The organism is Microbacterium sp. dk485, from assembly GCF_004570445.1.
GTDB lineage: Bacteria > Actinomycetota > Actinomycetes > Actinomycetales > Microbacteriaceae > Microbacterium > Microbacterium wangchenii.
The window spans coordinates 918075-939555 of sequence record NZ_SPQW01000001.1 but is presented as its reverse complement, the minus strand read 5'-3'; the positions used below and the strand labels follow the sequence as shown (position 1 = coordinate 939555).

General features: G+C 71.5%; 21 protein-coding genes. 15 read left to right on the top strand and 6 right to left on the bottom strand.

Translation table 11 applies throughout. The features are described from left to right. Positions 1-43: 43 nt before the first annotated feature. The 8 genes from E4V99_RS04295 to treZ all read left to right on the top strand — a co-directional run bounded on the left by E4V99_RS04295 (position 44) and on the right by treZ (position 10086). Positions 44-715, top strand: coding sequence for a GTP pyrophosphokinase family protein (locus E4V99_RS04295; RefSeq protein WP_135116524.1), 672 nt, complete (start codon positions 44-46; stop codon positions 713-715). Positions 716-734: 19 nt separating this feature from the next. After that, positions 735-1583, top strand: a complete 849-nt coding sequence (locus tag E4V99_RS04290; protein ID WP_135116523.1) for a transposase — start codon at positions 735-737, stop codon at positions 1581-1583. Between the two features lie 53 nt (positions 1584-1636). Next, positions 1637-2521, top strand: a complete 885-nt coding sequence (locus tag E4V99_RS04285; RefSeq protein WP_135063181.1) for a TerC family protein — start codon at positions 1637-1639, stop codon at positions 2519-2521. 4 nt (positions 2522-2525) lie between these two features. Then, positions 2526-3068: a hypothetical protein gene (locus E4V99_RS04280; RefSeq protein WP_135063183.1), complete on the top strand. Its 543-nt coding sequence runs from the start codon at positions 2526-2528 to the stop codon at positions 3066-3068. Beyond that, a complete protein-coding gene (locus E4V99_RS04275; protein WP_135063184.1) occupies positions 3065-3568 on the top strand; it encodes a glutaminase in 504 nt (167 codons plus the stop codon). Before E4V99_RS04280 ends, E4V99_RS04275 begins: the two co-directional genes overlap by 4 nt. A 61-nt stretch (positions 3569-3629) precedes the next feature. Beyond that, positions 3630-5837 carry a glycogen debranching protein GlgX gene (gene glgX, locus E4V99_RS04270; RefSeq protein ID WP_135063186.1) on the top strand — a complete coding sequence of 736 codons (2208 nt, stop codon included), beginning with the start codon at positions 3630-3632 and terminating at the stop codon, positions 5835-5837. Beyond that, complete coding sequence (gene treY, locus E4V99_RS04265) at positions 5834-8314, top strand: malto-oligosyltrehalose synthase (RefSeq protein ID WP_135116522.1); 2481 nt, start codon at positions 5834-5836, stop codon at positions 8312-8314. Before glgX ends, treY begins: the two co-directional genes overlap by 4 nt. Further along, positions 8311-10086, top strand: a complete 1776-nt coding sequence (gene treZ, locus E4V99_RS04260) for a malto-oligosyltrehalose trehalohydrolase (RefSeq protein ID WP_135116521.1) — start codon at positions 8311-8313, stop codon at positions 10084-10086. The genes treY and treZ overlap by 4 nt, the downstream gene beginning before the upstream one ends. Here treZ and E4V99_RS04255 read toward each other — a convergent pair. Then, complete coding sequence (locus E4V99_RS04255) at positions 10083-10286, bottom strand: hypothetical protein (RefSeq protein WP_135063192.1); 204 nt, start codon at positions 10284-10286, stop codon at positions 10083-10085. The genes treZ and E4V99_RS04255 overlap by 4 nt on opposite strands. 154 nt (positions 10287-10440) lie before the next feature. On the opposite strand from E4V99_RS04255, the gene E4V99_RS04250 reads away from it, so the two are divergent. Further along, positions 10441-11259 carry a tryptophan-rich sensory protein gene (locus E4V99_RS04250; protein WP_135063193.1) on the top strand — a complete coding sequence of 273 codons (819 nt, stop codon included), beginning with the start codon at positions 10441-10443 and terminating at the stop codon, positions 11257-11259. Between the two features lie 109 nt (positions 11260-11368). Here E4V99_RS04250 and E4V99_RS04245 read toward each other — a convergent pair whose 3' ends face one another. After that, positions 11369-12112, bottom strand: a complete 744-nt coding sequence (locus E4V99_RS04245) for a GMP synthase (RefSeq protein ID WP_245233118.1) — start codon at positions 12110-12112, stop codon at positions 11369-11371. A gap of 52 nt (positions 12113-12164) precedes the next feature. Here E4V99_RS04245 and E4V99_RS04240 point away from each other — a divergent pair, with 52 nt between their 5' ends. After that, a complete protein-coding gene (locus E4V99_RS04240; RefSeq protein ID WP_135063195.1) occupies positions 12165-12428 on the top strand; it encodes a hypothetical protein in 264 nt (87 codons plus the stop codon). 5 nt (positions 12429-12433) lie between these two features. Here E4V99_RS04240 and E4V99_RS04235 read toward each other — a convergent pair whose 3' ends face one another. After that, positions 12434-13507 carry a hypothetical protein gene (locus tag E4V99_RS04235; RefSeq protein ID WP_135063197.1) on the bottom strand — a complete coding sequence of 358 codons (1074 nt, stop codon included), beginning with the start codon at positions 13505-13507 and terminating at the stop codon, positions 12434-12436. Between the two features lie 238 nt (positions 13508-13745). Between E4V99_RS04235 and E4V99_RS04230 the strand changes: the two genes are divergently transcribed. Then, on the top strand, positions 13746-15473 hold the full coding sequence (locus E4V99_RS04230) for a hypothetical protein (protein ID WP_135116520.1): 1728 nt from the start codon (positions 13746-13748) through the stop codon (positions 15471-15473). A gap of 129 nt (positions 15474-15602) precedes the next feature. Next, on the top strand, positions 15603-16589 hold the full coding sequence (locus E4V99_RS04225; RefSeq protein WP_135116519.1) for an ECF transporter S component: 987 nt from the start codon (positions 15603-15605) through the stop codon (positions 16587-16589). Position 16590: 1 nt separating this feature from the next. Here the strand turns inward: E4V99_RS04225 and E4V99_RS04220 are convergent, their stop codons facing one another. After that, the gene (locus E4V99_RS04220; RefSeq protein WP_135116518.1) at positions 16591-17319 is read right to left on the bottom strand and encodes a LysR family substrate-binding domain-containing protein; all 729 of its coding nucleotides are present in this window, start codon (positions 17317-17319) and stop codon (positions 16591-16593) included. Between the two features lie 35 nt (positions 17320-17354). Between E4V99_RS04220 and E4V99_RS04215 the strand changes: the two genes are divergently transcribed. After that, a complete protein-coding gene (locus E4V99_RS04215) occupies positions 17355-17753 on the top strand; it encodes a DUF1304 domain-containing protein (protein WP_209305584.1) in 399 nt (132 codons plus the stop codon). On the opposite strand, the gene E4V99_RS04210 is transcribed toward E4V99_RS04215, so the two are convergent. Then, entirely contained in the window at positions 17754-18161 is a 408-nt protein-coding gene (locus E4V99_RS04210) for a transferase (RefSeq protein WP_135070741.1), read from the bottom strand. 216 nt (positions 18162-18377) lie between these two features. Then, positions 18378-19760, bottom strand: coding sequence for an aminomethyl transferase family protein (locus tag E4V99_RS04205; protein WP_240742789.1), 1383 nt, complete (start codon positions 19758-19760; stop codon positions 18378-18380). A gap of 109 nt (positions 19761-19869) precedes the next feature. Between E4V99_RS04205 and E4V99_RS04200 the strand changes: the two genes are divergently transcribed. Beyond that, positions 19870-20832 carry a LysR substrate-binding domain-containing protein gene (locus tag E4V99_RS04200; protein ID WP_135116517.1) on the top strand — a complete coding sequence of 321 codons (963 nt, stop codon included), beginning with the start codon at positions 19870-19872 and terminating at the stop codon, positions 20830-20832. Between the two features lie 43 nt (positions 20833-20875). After that, positions 20876-21475 carry a carboxymuconolactone decarboxylase family protein gene (locus tag E4V99_RS04195; RefSeq protein ID WP_135116516.1) on the top strand — a complete coding sequence of 200 codons (600 nt, stop codon included), beginning with the start codon at positions 20876-20878 and terminating at the stop codon, positions 21473-21475. Positions 21476-21481: the final 6 nt, after the last annotated feature.

Sequence of the window (21481 nt, the reverse complement as noted above, 5' to 3'; positions counted from 1 at the left end):
ATCTCACAGAAGGCTCGTAGCCGGCGTCCGTAGATTCGCGGGCATGCCGGAATCGCTCGAAGAGCAGCAGATCACCGTGTCGGGTTCGGCCCTCCGGGCGATGCGCGACGAGTTCCAACGGTTCCTCATGGAGTACCGCTTCGGCCTGGCCGAGGTCGAGACGAAGATCTCGATCCTGCGCGAGGAGTTCCAGGAGGTGCACGACTACAACCCGATCGAGCACGTCACCAGCCGCGTGAAATCACCGGACAGCATCGTCGCGAAGGTGCGGCGCAAGGGACTCGAGCCCGGCCTCGCTTCGCTGCGGACCTCCCTCATGGACATCGCCGGCATCCGCATCACGTGCAGCTTCGTCGAGGACGCCTATCGGCTGTTCGACCTGCTCACCCAGCAGGACGACATCACCGTGCTGAAGGTCAAGGACTACATCGCCGAGCCCAAGCCCAACGGCTACAAGAGCCTGCACGCGGTGCTCGAGGTGCCGGTGTTCCTCTCCACCGGGCGGGTGGGCGTGCCGGTCGAGGTGCAGTTCCGCACGATCGCGATGGACTTCTGGGCGAGCCTGGAGCACAAGATCTACTACAAGTACGACCGGCACGTGCCGGAGGAGCTGCTGGAGAACCTCAAGTCGGCCGCCGACACGGCCGCCGAGCTCGACGCGCGCATGCAGGGGCTGCATCGCCAGGTCCGCGGGTCTGCCTCCACCGCCGTGTGACGCGGGCCAGAATGGGCGCATGGCGGATGCGGTGGCAGAACTCGACGCGGCCGCCGACGCCCTGTACGGTCTGCCCCCGGCGGAGTTCACGGCCGCCAGGAACGAGCGAGCGGCGTCGGCCACCGGCGCGCTGGCGAAGCAGATCAAGGCGCTGCGCAAGCCCTCCGTCGCCGCGTGGGCGGTGAACCTGCTGGTGCGCGACGGGCAGCTGGCCGACGCGCTCGAGCTGTCGCAAGCCCTGCACGAGGCGCAGGACGAGCTGGACGCGCCCGAGCTGGCGAAGCTGGGCAAGCAGCGGCGCGCCCTCGTCGCCGGACTCGCACGCCGCGCGGGGGCCCTCGCCCGCGATGCCGGCACGCCCCTGAGCCGAGCGGTCCTGGAGGAGGTCGAGCTGACCATCAACGCCGCGATCGTGGATGCGGCAGCCGGCGCGGCGATCCTCACCGGCCGGCTCGTCCGGACGGTGCACGCCGACAGCATCGATGCGGCCGATCTGGTCGACGCGGTGGCGGGATCCGTTCCCGGAGTGCCCGACCGCCCCGCCCCCGGCCGGGACGATCTCGCCGCACGGCGTGCACGGAAAGCCGCAGAGGCAGCGGCGCGCGACGCCGACCGCGCCGCATCCGAGGCCGACCGGGAAGCGGCGCGCATCGAAGGGAAGCTCGCCAAGGCGCGCGAGCGCGCCGATCTGCTCCACGAGCGGGTGGACGACCTGCGCGCAGAGCTCGCGCGCATCGAGCGCGACGCGGATGCCGCGGACGAGAAGGTCACGGATCTGCAGGACGAGCACACACAGGCTCGCGATCGGGCGAAGACGGCGGCCCGGGCGGCGCAGCGGGCGCGAGCGGCGGTCGAGGACGCCGGATGACGGCACACGGCGTGCGGTCAGGAGAGGGTGTGAGCGAGCCCTAACATCGGAGCGTGGACTTCTCCCTCGTCATCACGCCCGACCTCATCGCCGTGTTCCTCACGCTGTTCGTGCTGGAACTCGTCCTGGGCGTCGACAACGTGATCTTCATCTCGATCCTCGCCTCCAAGCTCCCTGTCGCGCAGCAGGCGCGGGCCCGCAATCTCGGCCTGACCCTCGCGATGGTCCTGCGAGTGGGCCTGGTCTTCCTCGCCGGGTGGATCATCACGCTGACCGCCGACATCCTGCAGATCGGCGACCTGGGCTTCTCGATCAAGGACTTCATCCTGATCCTGGGCGGCCTGTTCCTCGTCTACAAGGCCGTCCACGAGATCCACCAGAAGCTCGAGGGGGCGGAGGAGCACGCGGACTCCGGCGGCGGCACCGCGACCTTCGGGTCGGTGCTCCTGCAGATCCTCGCCCTCGACCTCGTCTTCTCCCTCGACTCGGTCATCACCGCGGTCGGGATGACGACCAACATGATCGTCATCATCACCGCCGTTGTGCTCTCGTTCGGCATCATGCTGTTCGCGTCGCGGTTCATCTTCACGTTCGTGAACAAGCACCCCACGGTCAAGATGCTGGCACTGTCCTTCCTCCTGCTGATCGGCGTGTTCCTCATCGCGGAGGGCTTCGGACTGCACATCGACAAGGCGCTCATCTATGGCCCGATGGCGTTCGCGGTCTTCGTGGAGGCGCTGAACCTCATCGCCTCCGCCCGTCGCGCCAAGCGCTCGCAGAGCCGGCGCACTCCGGTGACGCTGCGGCCCCGCTACCCCGACGTCGATGAGTCGGTCGCAGTGTCGGCGGCCACCTCGCGCGGCGCCCGTGCGGTCGGGCTCTCACGCGGCCCGATCGAAGGAGAGGGTGCGCGGGAGGAACGGGCGGGGCTAGGTTAGCCCCATGCCGGCGACCGAGTTCCCGCGCGACCTCGCCACGATCGGCGTCATCTTCGGGCTGGCGGCGTTCGTGTGGGCCGGATGGGGCCAGGAGCGGCCGCCGTCGCGAGGCTGGCGGATCGCACTGCTGGTCCTGTGCGCCGCGGGGCTCGCGCTCGTGGGTTTCGGCATCCCGGCCGCGATCAGGACGTGGGACACCGGCACGGCCATCGAGCCGGGGACACCGGCTTTCATCGGGTACGTCGTGGCCTTCTGGCTCGAGGTCGTGGTCGCCGTGGTCGGGGTGCTCGTGCTCCGGCGGCGGGCGCGCCCGGAGCTCATCCCGGTCCTCATCCTCCTCGTCGTCGGGGTGCACTTCTTCCCGCTCGCCGTCCTCTTCGGGCAGGGCGTCCTCGCCGTCGCAGCCGTGCTCCTGGTGGCCGCCGCGGTGCTGGCCTACCTCCTGCGCCGACGCGCCGCGCCGAGCTTCTGGTGCGCCATCCTCGGCGCCCCGGTCTTCGTGATCGTCGGCGCGTGGTGCCTCCTCGGCGGCATCGCGGCGGCATGAGCGCGCAGCCGGGCGCCGGAGACGGAATCGAGGACCTCCTCGCCCGGGCGCGCAACCGTCTCGACGGGGCGCCGCGGGAGCGTCTCGGCGAGCTGCGGCGGCCCCGCCGCATCCTGGGCATCCCGCGTTCCCCGCGGATCGTGCCCGCCGGAGCGGCGTGGCACCTGGGGGTGCTCCTGCTGACCGAGGACGCGGTGCTCGCCACCGGTGACGTGGTCCGCGCGCGCACGGAGGCCGTCCGCGGCTACACGGCCGAGTCGCAGCGTGCCAGGGCCGGCCTCGCGCACGCCGCCAGCCGGGGCGGATTCGCCGACGGTGAGACGGTGCACGTGGGCTGGACGCGGCTGGAGCCGGCGGAGCTGGCTGCGGGCACCGTTCCGCTGGCGGTGCAGGAGGGGGTGCCCGTCGTGCGGTGGAGCGCGGCGGGCGGGTACATGCCGCTGTCGCGATACCTCGACGAGCGGATCGGGCTCCTGCTCTCCCCGCCCGAGCGCGCATAGTGCGGCGAGGGCCGCCGGTCAACTCCCGAGCGCCGATTTCTCGCTCACGTAGTGTTTCCCCGTGCAGGTATGGCCAGGATCCAGTTATCCCCTCGGTGCGACGTTCGACGGCAACGGAACGAACTTCGCGCTCTTCAGTGAAGGGGCCGAACGCGTCGAGCTCTGCCTCTTCGGAGAGGACGGCTCGGAGACCCGCGTCGACCTCGTGGACGTGGACGCGTACGTGTGGCACGCGTATCTCCCCACCGTGCAGCCGGGGCAGCGGTACGGCTACCGCGTGCACGGCCCCTACGACCCGGCGAACGGTCAGCGGTTCAACCCGAACAAGCTGCTCCTGGACCCCTACGCCAAGGCCGTCGACGGTCAGGTGCAGTGGGGGCAGTCGCTGTTCGGCTACAACTTCGGCGACCCCGACTCCCGCAACGACGACGACTCCGCCGCGGCGATGATGAAGGGCGTCGTCGTGAGCCCCTTCTTCGACTGGAGCGGCGACCGGCAGCCCAAAACCCCGTACGCGGACTCGTTCATCTACGAGGCCCACGTGAAGGGCCTCACGCAGCTGAACCCGAACGTGCCGGAGGAACTGCGGGGCACCTACAGCGGCGTCGCCCATCCCGCCGTCATCGACCACCTGCAGAAGCTCGGCGTCACGGCGATCGAGCTCATGCCGGTCCACCAGTTCGTGAACGACTCGACCCTTCAGGAGAAGGGGCTGTCGAACTACTGGGGCTACAACACCATCGCCTTCTTCGCTCCGCAGAACACCTACACCTCCACGGACCAGCACGGCCAGCAGGTGCAGGAGTTCAAGGCGATGGTCAAGTCGCTGCACGCGGCGGGGATCGAGGTCATCCTCGACGTGGTCTACAACCACACCGCCGAAGGCAACCACCTGGGGCCCACCCTGTCGATGCGCGGCATCGACAACGAGGCGTACTACCGCCTCGAGCAGGACGACAAGCGGTACTACACCGATTACACCGGCACGGGGAACAGCCTCAACGTAGGCAATCCGCACGCGCTGCAGCTGATCATGGACTCGCTGCGGTACTGGGTGCTGGAGATGCACGTCGACGGCTTCCGCTTCGACCTGGCCTCCACGCTCGCCCGCGAGTTCTACGACGTCGACCGGCTGGCCACCTTCTTCGAGCTCGTGCAGCAGGACCCGGTGGTCTCGCAGGTCAAGCTCATCGCCGAGCCGTGGGACGTCGGGCCCGGTGGGTACCAGGTCGGGAACTTCCCCCCGCAGTGGACGGAGTGGAACGGCAAGTACCGCGACACCGTGCGCGACTTCTGGCGCGGCGAGCCGCAGGCCCTGGGCGAGTTCGCCTCGCGTCTGACCGGATCCGCCGACCTCTACGAGCACTCCGGACGCCGGCCCGTGGCATCCATCAACTTCGTCACCGCCCATGACGGCTTCACGCTGCGCGACCTCGTGTCGTACAACGACAAGCACAACGAGGCCAACGGCGAAGACAACAACGACGGCGAATCGCACAACCGCTCCGACAACATGGGCGTGGAAGGCCCGACCGACGACCCGGCCGTCCTGGCTGCCCGCGCCCGCCAGCAGCGGAACTTCATCGCCACGCTCCTGCTCAGCCAGGGCGTGCCGATGCTGCTGCACGGCGACGAGATGGGCCGCACCCAGGGCGGCAACAACAACGGGTACGCGCAGGACAACGAGATCACGTGGGTCGACTGGGCCAACGCGGATCAGCCCCTCGTGGAGTTCACCGCGGCGCTGTCGCGGCTGCGCAAGGAGCACCCCACCTTCCGCCGCAGCCGCTTCTTCAACGGCCGCCCCGTGAAGATGGAGGAGGGCGCGCCGATGCCCGATGTCGTGTGGCTGCGGCCGGACGGCTCGGTCATGCAGCCCGAGGACTGGGAGTCCGGCTTCGGCCGCGCGATCGGGGTCTTCCTCAACGGCCAGGGGATCCGCGAGCGCGACCGTCGGGGCGAGCAGATCTCCGACCGCCACTTCATCGTGCTCTTCAACGCCGGCGACGAGCGTGTGGACTTCCGCATCCCCGACGTGAAATTCAGCCCGGAGTGGGACGTGCTCGTGGACACGGCGGGGGAGCAGGCCAACACGGCGCCTGTCGAGCCGGGCGCGGTGGTGCCACTGGAGGGGAAGTCGCTGCTCGTGCTGTGCGAGCACGACCTGCCCGAGCCGGAGGTGGATCACTCCGTCGCTGCGTCGCTGACGTTCCACACGAGCGCGATCGACATCGTCCCCTCCCCCTCGCCCAAGCCGGAGGTGGGATGACCGCGCGACCCCTGACCACCTACCGCCTGCAGGTGCGTGCCGCGTTCGACCTGGATGCGGCGGCCGCGGTGACCGGCTACCTGCGGGAACTCGGGGTCTCCTGGGCGTACCTCTCGCCGCTGCTGCGCGCGACGCCTGGCTCGGACCACGGCTACGACGTCGTCGATCCCACGCTCGTCGACCCCGAGCGCGGGGGTGCGGAGGGGCTCGCGCGCTTCTCCGACGCCGCGCGCGCGGCGGGCCTGGGGATCCTCGTGGACATCGTGCCCAACCACATGGGCATCTCCGCTCCGCGGGAGAACCCGTGGTGGTGGGACGTGCTGCGCCTGGGGCGCGACTCGGCGCACGCCGACGCCTTCGACATCGACTGGGAGTACGGCGGCGGGCGCGTGTGCGTCCCGGTGCTGGGCGCGTCGCTCGACGAGGTGCTCGCGGCCGGCGAGCTCGTGGTCGATCCCACCCCGGCGGCCGATGCCCCCTCCGGCGTGCTGCGCTACTTCGACCACGTCTTCCCGCTCACGCCGGGATCGATCGACGACGGCGGCCCGGTCGCCGTCTCGCAGGACGGCACGACGGCGGCGACGGCGACGCCCTGGAGCGACCCCGAGGTCGTGCGGGCCGTGCTCGAGCGACAGCACTACGAGCTGCGGTTCTGGCGCGACGAGGCCGCCGAACTGAACTACCGGCGGTTCTTCGCCGTGACGACGCTGGCCGGCGTGCGCGTGGAGCGGCCGGAGGTCTTCGAGGCCACCCACGCCGAGATCCTGCGGTGGCTGCGCGAGGGCCTGGCCGACGGTCTGCGGGTCGACCACCCCGACGGGCTGCTCGACCCCGGCGGCTACCTCGAGCAGCTGGCCGGCGCCACCGGCGACGCGTACGTGCTGGTGGAGAAGATCCTCGAGCACGGCGAGGCGCTGCCGGCCTGGTGGGCCACGGACGGCACCACGGGGTACGACGCGCTGGCCGAGTACGGCCGTGTCCTCACCGACCCCGTCGGCGAGGAGGGCCTGAACGCCCTCGACGCGCGGCTGCGCACGCAGACCGGCCTGCCCGCCGCATCCGCGTGGCACGACCTCATCCACGACACCAAGCGCATGATCGCCGAAACGATCCAGGTCGCCGAGATCCGCCGGCTCATCCGCGGACTCCCGATCCCCGTCGGGCAGGGCGACCGGCAGCGACTGCAGGACGCCCTCGCCGAGCTGCTGGCGTGCTTCCCGGTGTACCGGTCCTACCTGCCCGCCGGCCGAGAGCACCTCGATGCCGCCGCCGCCGAGGCCTCCGGTCGCCGCCCCGACCTCGCCGGCGAGATCGCCGAACTCGTCCCCGTCCTCGCCGACCCGTCGCTGGAGGTCGCGCGCCGCTTCCAGCAGACCACCGGCCCCGTCATGGCCAAGGGCGTCGAGGACACCGCGTTCTACCGGTACAACCGGCTCGGCTCCCTCACGGAGGTCGGCGGCGACCCCTCGCAGTTCGCCCTCCCGGTGGCCGGCTTCCACGCCGCGCAGGCCGCCCGCCAGTCCGCGTGGCCGCACGCCATGACGACGCTGTCCACACACGACACCAAGCGCGGCGAAGACGTGCGCGCGCGGCTCACGGTCCTGTCGGAGATGCCCGAGCGCTGGTCGCGCGTGCTGGAGGAGTTCCGCCAGGTCGCCACCACCGGGCACGGGCCCTTCGACACGCTGCTGTGGCAGGCGATCGTCGGCGCGTGGCCCGGGCTCCCCCTGCCCGACGACTTCGCCGCCCGCCTGCACGCGTACGCCGAGAAGGCGGCGCGGGAGGCGGCGGAGTCGACCGGATGGTGGGACCCGGTGGAGCCGTTCGAGTCGGCCATGCACGCCGTCGTGGATGCGGCGACCGGGCACGCCGCCGAGCTCGTCGACGGGTTCGTCCGCGAGATCCTCGCGCCCGGGTGGGTCAACGGCCTCTCGCAGAAGCTCCTGCAGCTCGCCGGACCGGGCGTGCCGGATGTGTACCAGGGGTCGGAACTGTGGGAGCTCTCGCTCGTGGACCCCGACAACCGCCGCGCGGTCGACTTCCCCGCGCGCGCCGCGATGCTGGCCGACGTGGACGCCGGATTCGACCGCGGGGAGCTCCCCGACGTCGACGCCACCGGGGCCGCCAAGCTGCTCCTGACCTCGCGGACCCTGCGGCTGCGGCGCGACCGGCCGGATCTGTTCACGCGTTACACGCCGCTGACGGTCGTGGGCGAGGCATCCGCGCATGCCGTCGCCTTCGACCGCGGCGGTGCCCAGGCGGTGGCCACACGCCTGCCCCTCGGGCTGGCACGGCGGGGCGGATGGGGCGACACGGCGCTGCTGCGGCGTGAGACCCCCGCCGTCGACGTCCTCACCGGGCGACGGTACGAGGGCGGCGTGATCCCGCTGGCCGACCTGCTGTCGACGTATCCCGTCGCACTCCTCGTCCCCGAGGACGCGGCAGTGCACACCCCGCGCGAAGGAGGAACGCGATGATCGAGGTATGGGCGCCGCGCGCCGAACGAGTGCGACTGCAGCGACTCGGCGACGACGGCACGACCCTCGTCGAGGAGGTGCCGCTGCGACGCGGCACGGGCGGTCCGCATCCGGGCGCGGGATGGTGGTTCGCCGAGGTCGACCTCGCCGACGGCGAGCGCTACGGCTTCGTCCTCGACGACAGCGGCGAGCTCCGACCAGACCCCCGCTCGCGCCGCCAGCCCGACGGCGTCCACGCGGCATCGGCGTGGTTCGACCCGTCGCGGTACGCGTGGAACGACGCATCCTGGACGGGACGCCAGCTGGCCGGCGGCCTCATCTACGAACTGCACATCGGGACCTTCACGCCCGAGGGCACGCTGGATGCCGCGATCGGCCGCCTCGATCATCTCGTCGAGCTCGGCGTCACCCACGTCGAGCTCCTGCCGGTCAACGGCGTCAACGGGGTGTGGAACTGGGGATACGACGGCGTGCTCTGGTACACCGCCCACGAGGCCTACGGCGGGCCGGAGGCGTACCAGCGCTTCGTCGACGCCGCGCACGCAGCCGGGCTCGCCGTCATCCAGGACGTCGTCTACAACCACCTCGGCCCCAGCGGCAACTACCTCCCCGAGTTCGGCCCGTACCTGCGCACCGGCAGCCGCAACACGTGGGGCGACTCGGTCAACCTCGACGAGGAGGCCGTGCGGTCCTTCATCATCGACAACGCCCTCATGTGGCTGCGCGACCACCACGTCGACGGGCTGCGGCTGGACGCCGTGCACGCCCTCCACGACGAGCGCCCCACGCACATCCTGCGCGAGCTCGCCGAAGCCGTCGACGCGCTGTCGGCGCATGTCGGGCGGCCGCTCACGACGATCGCCGAGTCGGACATGAACGACCCCACCCTCATCCTCCCGCGGGAGGCCGGGGGCTACGGCCTGACCGCGCAGTGGAGCGATGACTGGCACCACGCCGTGCACGTCGCCGTGTCGGGGGAGACCGTGGGCTACTACGCCGACTTCGCCGACGCGCAGGCGTTCGTCAAGGTGAGTACGAGCGGGTTCTTCCACGACGGCACGTACTCCTCGTTCCGCGGGCGCGACCATGGCCGCCGCATCCCCGGCGAGGTCCCGGCGTGGCGCCTCGTGACCTTCGCGCAGGACCACGACCAGATCGGCAACCGCGCCACCGGCGACCGTCTGTCGCAGAACCTGCCGTACTCGCGCCTGGCGGTGACGGCCGTGCTGACCCTCACGACGCCGGGCACGCCGATGCTGTTCATGGGGGAGGAGTGGGGGGCGTCCACGCCCTGGCAGTTCTTCACCTCCCATCCCGAGCCCGAGCTCGGCGAGGCGACGGCCAAGGGACGTATCGCGGAGTTCGCGGAGATGGGATGGGACGAATCGGTCGTTCCCGACCCGCAGGATCCCGACACCTTCACACGGTCCAAGCTCGACTGGGACGAAGCATCCCACGGCGACCACCGGCGACTGCTGCAGCTGTACCGCGACCTGGCGCAGCTGCGGCGGGAGCGCCCCGAGCTGACCAACCCGAGCTGGTCCGCTCGCGACGCCCGGGTCGACGACCGACCTCACGGGCGCACGTATCACCTCGCGTGCGGCGACCTGACGGTGTTCGCGAACCTCACCGATGCTCCCGCCGACTGCGCGGTGGCAGCGGATGCGGTGGTGCTGCTGGCCACCGACGGAGCGACGATCAGCGGCACCGAGGATGCGCGCATCGTCACGATCCCGCCGGAGTCGGCCGTGGTGACGGGCCCGGCGCTCTAGACCGCCTCGCCCCCCGCGTCGTCCAGGCGCACGCGGCGCTCGTCGTCGAGGGGCGGCTCCTCGACGAGATCGGCGGGGTCGACGGGGCGTTCGTCCTCGGGCACGGGCCCGAGGAGGCTCTCATCCGGGTCGGCGGGCCGGTCCTCATCCACCGGCTCGTGCTCCAGGGGGGAGTCGGATGCGGGCGAACCGTTCGACATGACTGCTCCTCGGTCGTGCTGTGCGGGGATCGGATGCAGCGACCCTAACCCGTGCCGGCCAGGGAGACACCCCTCTTGCGCCCGCCCGAGGTCGGCGCAAGTGCCGCTGTCAACCCGGCGCGGCCGGAAGAGGGGAAAACGTACCGTCGAGGGCATGACCACGACCACGACCCCGGCGCGCCCGCTCGACCTCGTCCGTCAGATCGTCGTGCTCTCGGCGGTGTCGTTCATGCTGATCTCCGCCCTGCTGGGCACGGGCTTCCTCGGCGGCACCTCGGTCGAGAACACGCAGAGCGGATCGCTCGACTCCGATTCGACCTACCTGGCGCCCGCGGGCCCGGCGTTCTCGATCTGGTCGGTGATCTACGCCGGGCTCATCGCCTATGCGGTGTGGCAGGCGCTGCCGGGCCAGCGGGCGAACCCCCGTCAGCGCGCGCTCGGCTGGCTCATCGCTCTGACGGCGGTCATCAACGGCATGTGGCTCGTGGCCGCGCAGTTCTGGGCGCTGCCGCTGACGGTCGTGGTGATCGTGCTGCTGCTGATCGCGCTGGCCATCACCTTCCGCGTCGCCGTCGTGACGCGCACGCCCCGCGACGGGGCGGTGGACTCCGTGCTCATCGACGGCGTGACGGGCCTGCACCTGGGCTGGGTGAGCCTCGCCACCGTCGCCAACACGACGGCGTGGCTGACTGAGACGGTGCCGCAGGAGTGGGGCGAGAACCCCGCCGCCTTCGGCATCCCCGTCCTGATCGTCGTGGGCGTGATCGGGCTGGCGATGGCGTGGGCCAGCGGATGGCGCGTGACGCCGGGCCTCGCGATCGGCTGGGGAGCGGCGTGGCTCGCGGTCGGGCGCCTGACCGAGGAGCCGCAGAACACCGCCATCGGCGTGACCGCGATCGTGGTCGCGGCCGCGGTCGCGCTCATCCCGCTCGCCGTCGCCGGATTGCGCCTGCTGCGCCCCCAGGGTGACTGACTCCCGTCGCCCGTCCGCCGTTCGCGACGTCGGAGATTCGCGCCGACGTCGGAGGATGCGGCCCGCATGCTCCGACCTGGGTGCGATTCTCCGACCTCGGTGCGCGGCGTCAGGCGGAGAAGGCCGAGGCGGTGGCGGCGAAGCGCTGCAGGAGACGGGCGGGCTCGGACACGGATGCCGCGAGCACGCGCGCCGACAGCCGGTCGAAGTCCTCCGCCGGGAAGTACCCGTCGTTGCGGTAGATCGCCATGCGCGCCGTGAACGCGTGCGTGGTGGGCTCGGGATGGAACTGCGTCGCGTACAGCCGGTCGCCCACGCGGTACGCCTGTACGGGGCACGCGTCGTTCTCCGCCAGCAGCATGGCCCCCGGCGGCACCGCCGCTGCGCCCTCCTTGTGGGCGGTGAGCGCCGTGAACGGGCTCGCGAGCCCGCCGAAGACGGCGTCTCCGGCCGCGTCGGCGGTGAGCCGGATCTCAGCGGGGCCGGTGTCTTCGGGGAACGCGCGCGACACTTCGCCCCCCAGCATCCGTGTCACGACGCCGATGCCGTAGCACGTGAACAGCGCCGTGGTGGCGGATGCGGCCGCCTGGGCCGCGATCTCCTCGAGGCCCGATTCGACCTGCCGCTGGGCGTCGGTCTTCTCGCCGTCGGGATCGGTCAGGTTGAACGGGCTGCCGCCGACGACGAAGCCCGCGTACCGGTCGAAGACGTCGTCGGGCAGCGGCGCGCGCACGAGGTCATGGCGTGCGAGGCCCGACTCGTCGCGCTGCATCCCTTCGCGGAACGACGCGTACTCGGCGGCTGCGGCCTCCTCCTGCGGGCGCACGCAGACGTAGAGGAGAGGCAGGGGCACTCCGCGATTCTATGGCGGTGCGGTGGGGGCGGCGTGCGAGGAGAATCGGGCGATGGACCGTGCGCCCCACTCCCTGCTCGCCGAGGATGCGGCCGCCGTCGCCGCGATCGTCGCCGAGGCCGACCGGCGGGGGTGGGATGCGCGCGCCGAGGCGCTCGGGGAGGTCGCGCCGGGGAGAACCGCCGCCTTCCCCCCTGCCGTGCGCGTCTGGCTGACCGCGCGGCCTGGCGCGGCGGCACCGGACGCGCGCATCCTCGTCCGCGCCCTTCGCAAGGTCCCCGGCGTGCTGCTGGATGAGACCCGCCGCCTGCACTGAACCGGTCAGGGGCGCAGGCCATCCAGCCCGGGGATGTCCCACCTCTTCGCCGTGATCGTGAGCTCGTCGGTGCCGTCGGTGGCGCGCATCCCCTGCACGACGAAGTCGGCGTTCTCCGCGCGGAAGACCTGCCCGTCCTCGAGGGTGAACGTCCATTGGCCGCTCGCCGCGATCCACTGGCGGTACACATCGATGCGATTCGATTCCTGCAGAACGAGGTGGAACGAAGGGAGGGCGGGTGGGACGCCGTCGAAGCGCACCTCATGCTCGACGCCGGCCCACCCGTATGCCAGACCGCCCAGGGGCAGGGCCGCAGTCCAGGCGGGGGGCAGGCCATCGAAGGCGTCACTCACCTTCGCGCCCGACGTGAGCCAGACCTCGGTGTCGCCGGAGGCGGTCGAGGACGACGTGTGCGTGGTCACGGGAACGTCCGGCAGCGCCGCCATCCACGCCGACACCGCCTCGTCCGACGTGCCGTCCACCACAAGGGTCGCCTCACGAAGGCTGCCGTCCACGCCGACGGCGAACCGGATGCTCCGAACGTCCAGGCCGGTGGGCGGGGGCATTTCCCGCGCCCACACCGCCGGCTCGCCCCAGCCCGCCCCGGCCGCAGGTGACAGCCCTGCCGCGGAAGCCTCCGCCGGCGTGGCGAACTGCGTGCGGACGACCCAGGCGAACGCGTCGGAATCCGGCATGCCGCGGGTGGCGGCGGCGAGCGCCGACAGCACGGTGGGGATGTCGATGCCGGCATCCTCCCACCGCTCGCGCGTGCCGCCCGCGAGATACGGCTCCGGCGCCAGCGCGATACCCAGCATCCGGGACACCTCCTCGACGTCGTAGCCGGCCTGGAGCAGTTCCTCCGGCGGGAAGGCGCCGAGGATGCCCTCGACGATGAGCTCTTCGATCGCCTGAGCCTTCGAGATCCCCGTCTCCTCAACCCGGATTCCGGCCTGACGCTCGATCTCGTCCTGCAGGCTGAGCGATCCTACGGCTGCCGGCGGAGGCTCCGCCGCGCCGCAGCCGCTGACGGTGAGGGTCAGGGCGGCAGCCGCCGCGACCAGGACGAGCGAACGGCGCATGATTCTCCAGAGGTGGGCACGAGTGTTTCCCGCGGGGAGCGGCGGATGACCGCCCGCGCCACGCTAGGCGCTGCGCCGGCATAGACCCGCCCCGACCGCGGATGTCCGGACACCCCCGGACACCCGTTCTCGTGTCCGGGCCTGTCCGGAGTCGCCCCAGTGGTCGTCGTCGACCGTCGCGATGCCTTTGGCTGTAAGCACCCCCGGTGCGCCACATCCGTCCACAGACAGGTCCACCATGCTTCGCGCGCCGCGTCTTGCCCTTCTCACCATTGTGCTCGTCGCCGTCGCCGGTCTCACCGCGTGCGCGCCCAGCGACCCGGCCGCCTCGATCACGGCGAAGGCGGAGGGAGTCACGGTGACGGTGGCCGCTCCGCCGGGCGCCGACGACGACGCCGTCGTCGCGCCGGCCGTCGCTGCCGCGCTCGAGCTCGCGCCGGGGGAGTACCTCATGGCGCGCCCGGCGGAGATCACCGCCGACGGCGAGATCCCCGCATCCGGCGTCGCGCTGTCGATGACCCTGCCGCAGGAGCTGCCCGCAGACGCATCCGGCGCCTTCGCCTACTTCGACGAGACGGCGGAGGCCTGGATGCCCGTGCCGACGACGATGGAGGGCGCGGTGGCCACGGCGACGGTGGATCACCTGTCGCTGTGGACGCTCGTCGTCACGGGTCCGCAGGAGGTGCTCGCCGATCTGGCCGAAGGATTCGCCGAGGCGGGCGAAGGCATCGTGGAGGTCGCCGAGGGAGTGGGCGATTCGGTCGCCGACGGACTCACGTGGTGGAGCCAGGAGGGACCCGGCGACTGGATCTACCGTCAGGGCGGGCTGCTGCTGGGAATCCAGACCGAGGCGCCCGACTGCGGGCCCGGCCCGTTGCCGGCATGGGTCGCGCACACCGACATCTCGATCCTCACCGGTTACTCCGAGAGCCACTTCGCCGTGCTGAGGTGCGTGGGCGCCGCCGCCGATCCCGAGCGCGTGCTGGTGAAGGCCGCGATGAACCGCGGCTACGGCTTCGCGGTGAGCTTCGCCCAGGATGTCGTGCCGGCGGATCTGGAGTGGACGGTGGGCGACGATCTGGTCGCCCTCGACGCCGATGCGCTCGGCGAGCTGTTCGCCGCCGCGGCCGCCGGGGGCGGCTACCTCGATCCCGCCGATGTGCTGATCGGTACGACGGAGGTGTCGTTCACGGTGGGCGAGGAGGAGGTCCGTGCGCTCGGGGGGCAGCCGGTCGTGCAGTTCGCCCAGGCGGCACCGGAGCAGGCGGTGCTGTCGGTGGTCTATAAGGCCCTGATCGGCATGGTCGAGGACTCCATGGGAGCCGTCGTGGGGACGATCCTGGCGATGCGGGACTGCGACCCGGGGGACCTGACGGCGCAGTCCGACACGACCGCGTGGGCAGGCTGGGTCGTGGCGTGTCTGCAGGCGGTCGGCGACGAAGACTTCCAGAAGGGCATCGACGAGATGGCCACCCGCGCGGCGGGGCAGGAGGCCTGGCCCGAGGAGATCGAGCGGCTGTGGACGGCGGAGGGGACGAAGACCCTGCGCAAAGCGCTCTCGGCGCTGAAGTGGATCGACGTCGTCTCGCTGGGGCTCACGCTCATCGACTACGCCGGCGACGACGACCCGTACTACGTGGCGATCGCGGCAGTCGATCTGCCCGCAGCCAACCCGGTCTGGGAGGACATCGACGGCACATGGTGCGCCGCCGACGGCTCCAGCTGCTTCGCCATCACTCTGCCGGGGGCATCGACCGGCGAGCTGGTCGAATTCGAGGGCATGCGGGAGGGGTGCTTCGCGGGGTTCATCTACGACCCGGCGACGACGGGCGCCAACATCATGTACTGCCCGGCGGGCGCCGCCACGCCCGCCGCGGAGGCCCCGATGTTCGAGGGGGATGACGCCACCCGGGATCGCCTGTGGGTCTGGCAGGGATTCGGCGCCCCCACCTGGTTCCGGGGCTGAGCGGCCCCGCTCGCCCTCTCGCGGTCACCCGCGTGCGACCGGCGCGGTCGGGTCGGCCGCCGTCACCCCCGGTAGCATCGGGTCTGCCGGAGCCGGGGGGCAGGCGGAAGCGGGGCGAACGTGGCGGCGATGCCGAATGAGGGGGCGACCGAGCCGGAAGTGTCGTTCGATGTCCTCGCCGCCGATCTGCAGCGACTGCGGAGGGAGGCCGGCGACATCTCGTACGCCGAGATCGCCGCCCGCATCGCCGCCCGCCGCGAATCCGAGGGCATGAGTGCGGGCGCCGCCCGCATCGCCCGCTCCACCGTCTTCGACGTCTTCCGCCCGGGCCGGCGGCGCGTGAACGCCGACCTGGTGCGCGAGGTCGCGCTCGCCCTCGGCGAGGACGAGCAGTCGGCGGCGCAGTGGCGCCAGCGGAGCCTGGACGCACGGGGGAGCCTCACCGCGGACGTCCCCGCCGCCCCGGCTCCCGCACCCACGCCGGTCGCACCTGCCGTCCACGGCCCGGGAGAGGGTGCCCTGCGGGTCGCGCTTCTGGTGGCGGTGCTGGTCGGATGCACCGGGCTGAACCTCTTCGGAGCAGCGGTGGTCCGCCGCTGGGACCTGCCCATATTCCTCGACATGATCGGCACCGCGACGGCGGCGTTCGCGCTCGGGCCCTGGTACGGCGCCCTCGTCGGCGTGACGACCAACGTGCTGGGCGGCATCATCCTGGGCCCGGAGAACGTGCTGTTCGCCGTCGTGAACGTCACCGGCGCGGTGGTGTGGGGCTACGGCATCCGCCGTTCGGCCCGCACGATCCCGCGCTTCGTCGTGCTCAACGTCGCGGTCGCCTTCGCGTGCACGCTCGTGGCCGTGCCGGTGAACGTCCTCTACGACGGCAACGGCGGTCATCTGAGCGACGCCGTCATCGCCGCGATGCGCGACGCCGAGGGCCTGTGGGCGGCGGCCTTCTCCGCCAACCTGCCCGTCTCCGTCGGTGACAAGGTCATCGCCGGGTTCCTCGCCCTCGCCTGCGCGCGCCTGCTCGGCCCGTTCCGCCTGCGCGAGCCCCAGCCCCCGCTTCTCGTGCCGGGCGGCGGATCGCCCGCCCACCGGACCCGGATGACCGCCTGAGTCAGCGGGACGAGTTCGGCGTGCGACCGCGCACGATGCCGACGAAGGCCTGCACGTCGGGGGTGTCGCCTTCGCGCAGCCAGGCGAGGGCCATCGTCGAGGGCGGTCCGTCGGTGAGCGGCCGGTGGGCCACATCCCGTCGGGCGTGCAGCCGGGCCAGCGACATGGGCACGATGACGATCCCGACGCCGGCTGCGACCGTCGCGACGGCGTCGGCTGTGGTCCCGGGCGGGTCGAAGGCCGGTGCGACCCCGCCGGGGACGACCGGGCGGAGGACGTCGTCCCGCGGCACGATGACGACCTCTCCGGCGAGGTCTGCGACCTCCAGCTCCTCGGCGGCGGTCAGGTGCGACTCCGCCGCCACGACGGCGACGGGAACCTCGGTGTAGAGGGGGATGACGTGCAGTCGGTCATCCTCCAGCGGCAGGCGCACGAGTGCCGCATCCACCGTCCCCTCGGTCAGTGCGGTGTGCTGCTCGGCGACGGTCAGCGGGACGAGCTCCAGGGTGACCGCCGGCACCCGTTCGCGCCACGCGGCGATCCACTTTCCCGGTGTCGCTCCGGGCACGACGCCGAGGCGGAAGGTGCGCGCCTCCGGGCGAGGGGCGCGCTCACGGGCAGGGCGGGGCGGGGATGCGCCGGCGCCGCGGGGCGCAGACCGGCCGCGCGGCGCGGGACGGCCGCTCTTCCGCGCGGGGCGGGAAGAGTTCGACCCGCCGCTTCTCGCCATGCTGCCAGCGTATCCGGCGCGCTAGGTTCGAGCCCATGGTGGCGATCCTCGCGACGGCGCTGGGCGCGTTGGCAGCCCTGGTCCACGTGTACATCTTCGTGCTCGAGAGCATCCGGTGGAGGGCTCCACGGGTCTGGCGCCGGTTCGGGGTCGCCGACCAGCAAGCCGCGGACACGGTGCGTCCGATGGCCTACAACCAGGGTTTCTACAACCTGTTCCTCGCCGTGGGGGCGGCGCTCGGGCTGGCCCTGTTCTGGGCCGGCGGTCCCGGGACCGTCGCCGACGTCGCCGGGCGGACGCTCGCCCTCTTCAGCCTCGGCTGCATGGCCGGCGCGGCGCTCGTGCTGATCACGACGGGCCGGCGCTATCTGGCAGCAGCCGCCATGCAGGGCGTGCTGCCGCTGGCGGCGTTCGTGCTGTTCCTGTTCGCCTGATCAGGCGGCCAGGCGCAGGCCCCGCCGGTCCGTGGCCACGGTCTCGCCGTCGGCGATGCTCTCGTCGTCACCGATGAGCGAACCCACCGCGACGCGAGCCTGCGTGCCGATGTGCGCCCGTACCCCGATCTTGGCTCCCGCACCCACGGCGGCGCCCGATCCGATGTGCGCGTGCGGCGCGATGCGAGCCTGGGGACCGATGACGGCGTCGGATTCGACCCACGCGCCACGCCCGATCTGGGCGCCCTCGGCGATCAATGCTCCCGGTTCGACATACGCCCCCGCTTCCACGAGCGCGCTCGGGTGCACCTTGGCCCCGTGCGCGATGAGGCCGCGACCGTTCACGTGCTTGCGGTAACGCAGCGTCTCGCCCCGGTCGTTCTCGATGTCGATGTAGTTCTTACCCACGATCTCCTCCGGCAGCGGCATTCGGCACCGTCATGAATACCCAACGGTCGGCCGCCGGAATTCATTCCCGCGCATGATCCGTCGCGCGGGGCGTCCGCGACGGTACGGGTCCGAACACGAGGATCTCCCGTGGGCATCGATCTCGTCAGAGACTTGACAACGACGCCCGCGCGTGCCGGATCGACGGCACGCGCGGGCGGAGGCGCTACGTACGGCTCAGGCGGGCACGCTCGCACGGTACGTCGTCCGGGCCTTCTCCGTGAGCGGAGCGGGCTGCACGGTCGCGCGGATCTTGACCTGCACGTGGTCTTCGACCTGCAGCTTGGAGGACGGTGTGTCCTCACCCCACACGACCTCGACCTCGGTCCCCGGCTCGGCGAACTCGGGTTCCACGACGGCGAGGGAGAGGATGGCGCGCTCGTTGGCGGAGTATCCGGTCCAGGTCGACAGTCCCACGACCCGGCCGTCGGCTTCGACGCGATCGAAGTGGAAGGTGTCGTACAGCGCCATCGGGAGGTTGAAGTATTTCGCGCCCGGGCCCTCGTGGAACATCGAGCCGACGGCCTTCTCGACGTCGTCGCCGTTCCATACGAGCGTCACCTTCCGCCGCGCGGAGTCGGACCCTTCCGCGGCTCGCCGCTCCAGTGCTTCGCGGCCGATGAAGTCGTGGTCGAACGCGACGATGCGGCCGTAGTCCAGTTCTTCCGGCGTGACGTAGTAGTCCTGGATGTCGGGGGAGTAGAAGCTCCCGCCCAGCGGGGAGATGGTCTCGTACGCGTTCGCCGTCAGCCAGCGGCGGTAGTCGGCGAGGCGCTCGTCGGTGTAGATGGCCGGCAGCGGCCGGGGGAGCCACCCGGACTCCAGAGCGTTGGTGTGGTACGCGCGCCCGCCGACTTCCACGAGATCGAACTCCTTGCCGGCCTCCAGGAGGGCAGAGTGGACCGCCTCGTGGTCCTCCCACGGTCCCCACATCTCGAACCCGGGCTCGCCCGCCATACCGTGGCGAAGCGCGCGGACCTCCTTCCCGCCGATCGTGAACCGGGTCATGCCGAAGAAGCGCAGCTTGGGCGGCTGCGCCCCCGTCGCCCGTTCGATGACGTCAAGGGCGCCGGGGCCCTGCACCTGGTAGCGGTAGACGACAGGGTCGCCCTGGCGGACGAGGGAGTTGTCATCGCGCCAGATCTCCACGTCGTACCCTCCGGTCACGGCGTGGTAGTGCAGCCAGTTGATCGACGGCGGGATGCCCACCGCCTGGTACTCGTCGTCGTCGAGGTGGAAGAGGATGTTGTCGCCGATCACGTAGCCGTCGTGGTTGACGGCGACGAACTGCTTGGCCATGTCGACGGGGAAGTTCTCGACGCTGTTGACGGCGAGGTCGCGGATGAGCTTCAGCGCGTCGGGACCCTTGATGTTCAGATCCGCCATGTGGTGCGACTGGTCGAACAGCACCGCGGTGCGGCGCCAGGCGAGCTGCTCGTCCCGCCAGTTGCGGAATTCCTGGACGACGCGGGGCACCACGGCCGGCGGCGTCTGGGACTCCCACAGCAGTTTGACCGGGCTGCCGGCGGCGGCGATGGCTTCTTCGAGATTGTTGGGCACTTCGGTTCCTCCTTGAACGTGGCCGTACGACCGTCCCGCCATTGTTGACACGGACCAGGCCGCAGGTAAAACATGTTTATTTCACGTCCCACCACAGGAATGCTGGTCAGTGCCGTCCATCCCCTTCACCCTGCGTCAGCTGGAGTACTTCGAGGCTGTCGCCGGCGAGGGCTCCCTCGCCGCCGCCGCCGAGCGATCCCGCGTGAGCGCGGCCGGCCTCGCGCTGGCCATCGACGAGCTGGAGCGCCACCTCGGGGTGCAGCTGTTCGTGCGGCGCAAGGGACGCGGCATGACCCTCACCGGTGAGGGGTCGCGGATGCTGGCCCACGCCCGCCGCGTCCTCTCCGGCGCCGAACTTCTGGGAGCCGAGGCCTCGCGGGCCGCCGGGTCGTTGAGCGGCCGCCTGTCGGTGGGCTGCTTCTCGACGCTGACCCCGTACTTCCTGCCGGCGATCCTGGAGCACTTCGGCCGGGAGCATCCGGACGTGCAGCTGGACTTCGTCGAGGCGGATGCCGCGTCCCTCGACGAACTGCTCCTGCGCGGTCGCATCGATGTCGCGCTGCTGTACCGCGTCGACGTGTCGCCCCAGCTGGCCTTCGACCCCGTCCGCAACTACCGGCCGCACGTCCTCGTGGCCGCGGATCATCGTCTCGCCGGCCGGAAGGGCGTGCGCCTGGCCGAGCTGGCCGACGAGCCGCTCATCGCACTCGACGTGAACCCGACTCGGACCAACACGGAGCGCATCTTCCATCTCCTCGGCCTCGAGCCGCGCGTCGGTCATGTCTCCGGGAACTACGAACTGGTGAGGTGCCTGGTCGGGCGCGGCCTCGGCTACGCCGTGATGTTCCAGCGGGCCTCCGCCGACCGCACCTACGACGGGCATGACGTGCGTCGACTGACGCTGCTCGATCGCGTGCCCCCGTCTCTCGTGGGCCTCGCGCGTCCGGCCGGCGCGCCCCGCACGGCGCGCTACGCGGCGCTGTTCGACATGCTGGTGTCGACCTCGGGTGCCCGCGAAGGGCGTGAGTCGATCGCGGCCTCCGCACCGGAGGTCCGGGCAGGGCGCGCGTAGCCTGCGTGCGCCGCCTGCCATACTCGTGGGCGAGGAGGCACGCATGCCCGCAGGCCAGGAGGGACGCCGGCTGCCGCTGCGCAGCCCGGAGGAGCTCGACCCCGAGCAGAGCGGTCTCTACGCGCGGATAGTGGGGGGACCGAGGGCGTCGCAGTCCGTCCCGGTGACGGCGCCGGATGGATCGCTGCTCGGCCCCTTCGCGGTGATGGCGCTGGCCCCGGAGGTGGGCGACGCGGTGCAGCAGCTGGGCGCCGCCCTGCGCTTCTCCACGGGCCTGGACCCGGTCACGCGGGAAGGCGCCATCCTTCTGGTCGCCGCGCACCACCGCTGCGAATTCGAGTGGTTCGCCCATTCGGCGCCGGCCGGCCGCGCGGGGATCACGGAGGAGCAGCTGGCTGCACTCCGAGACGGGCGGGTGCCGGAGGGGCTTCCGCCGCTCACCGCGGCAGCGCTCCAGGTCGTCCGCTCGCTGCTGCGGCATCGCTCGCTGGACGATGCCGAGTACGCCGCGGCGGTGGCGTCCCTGGGCGAACGGACGCTCGCCGAGGTGGTGTGGCTGACCGGGTACTACGCCATGCTGGCCGTGGCTCTGGCGACCTTCGAGCCGCCCAACCCGCTGAGCGGCGGCGCGACCTTTCCCTGACCCGGA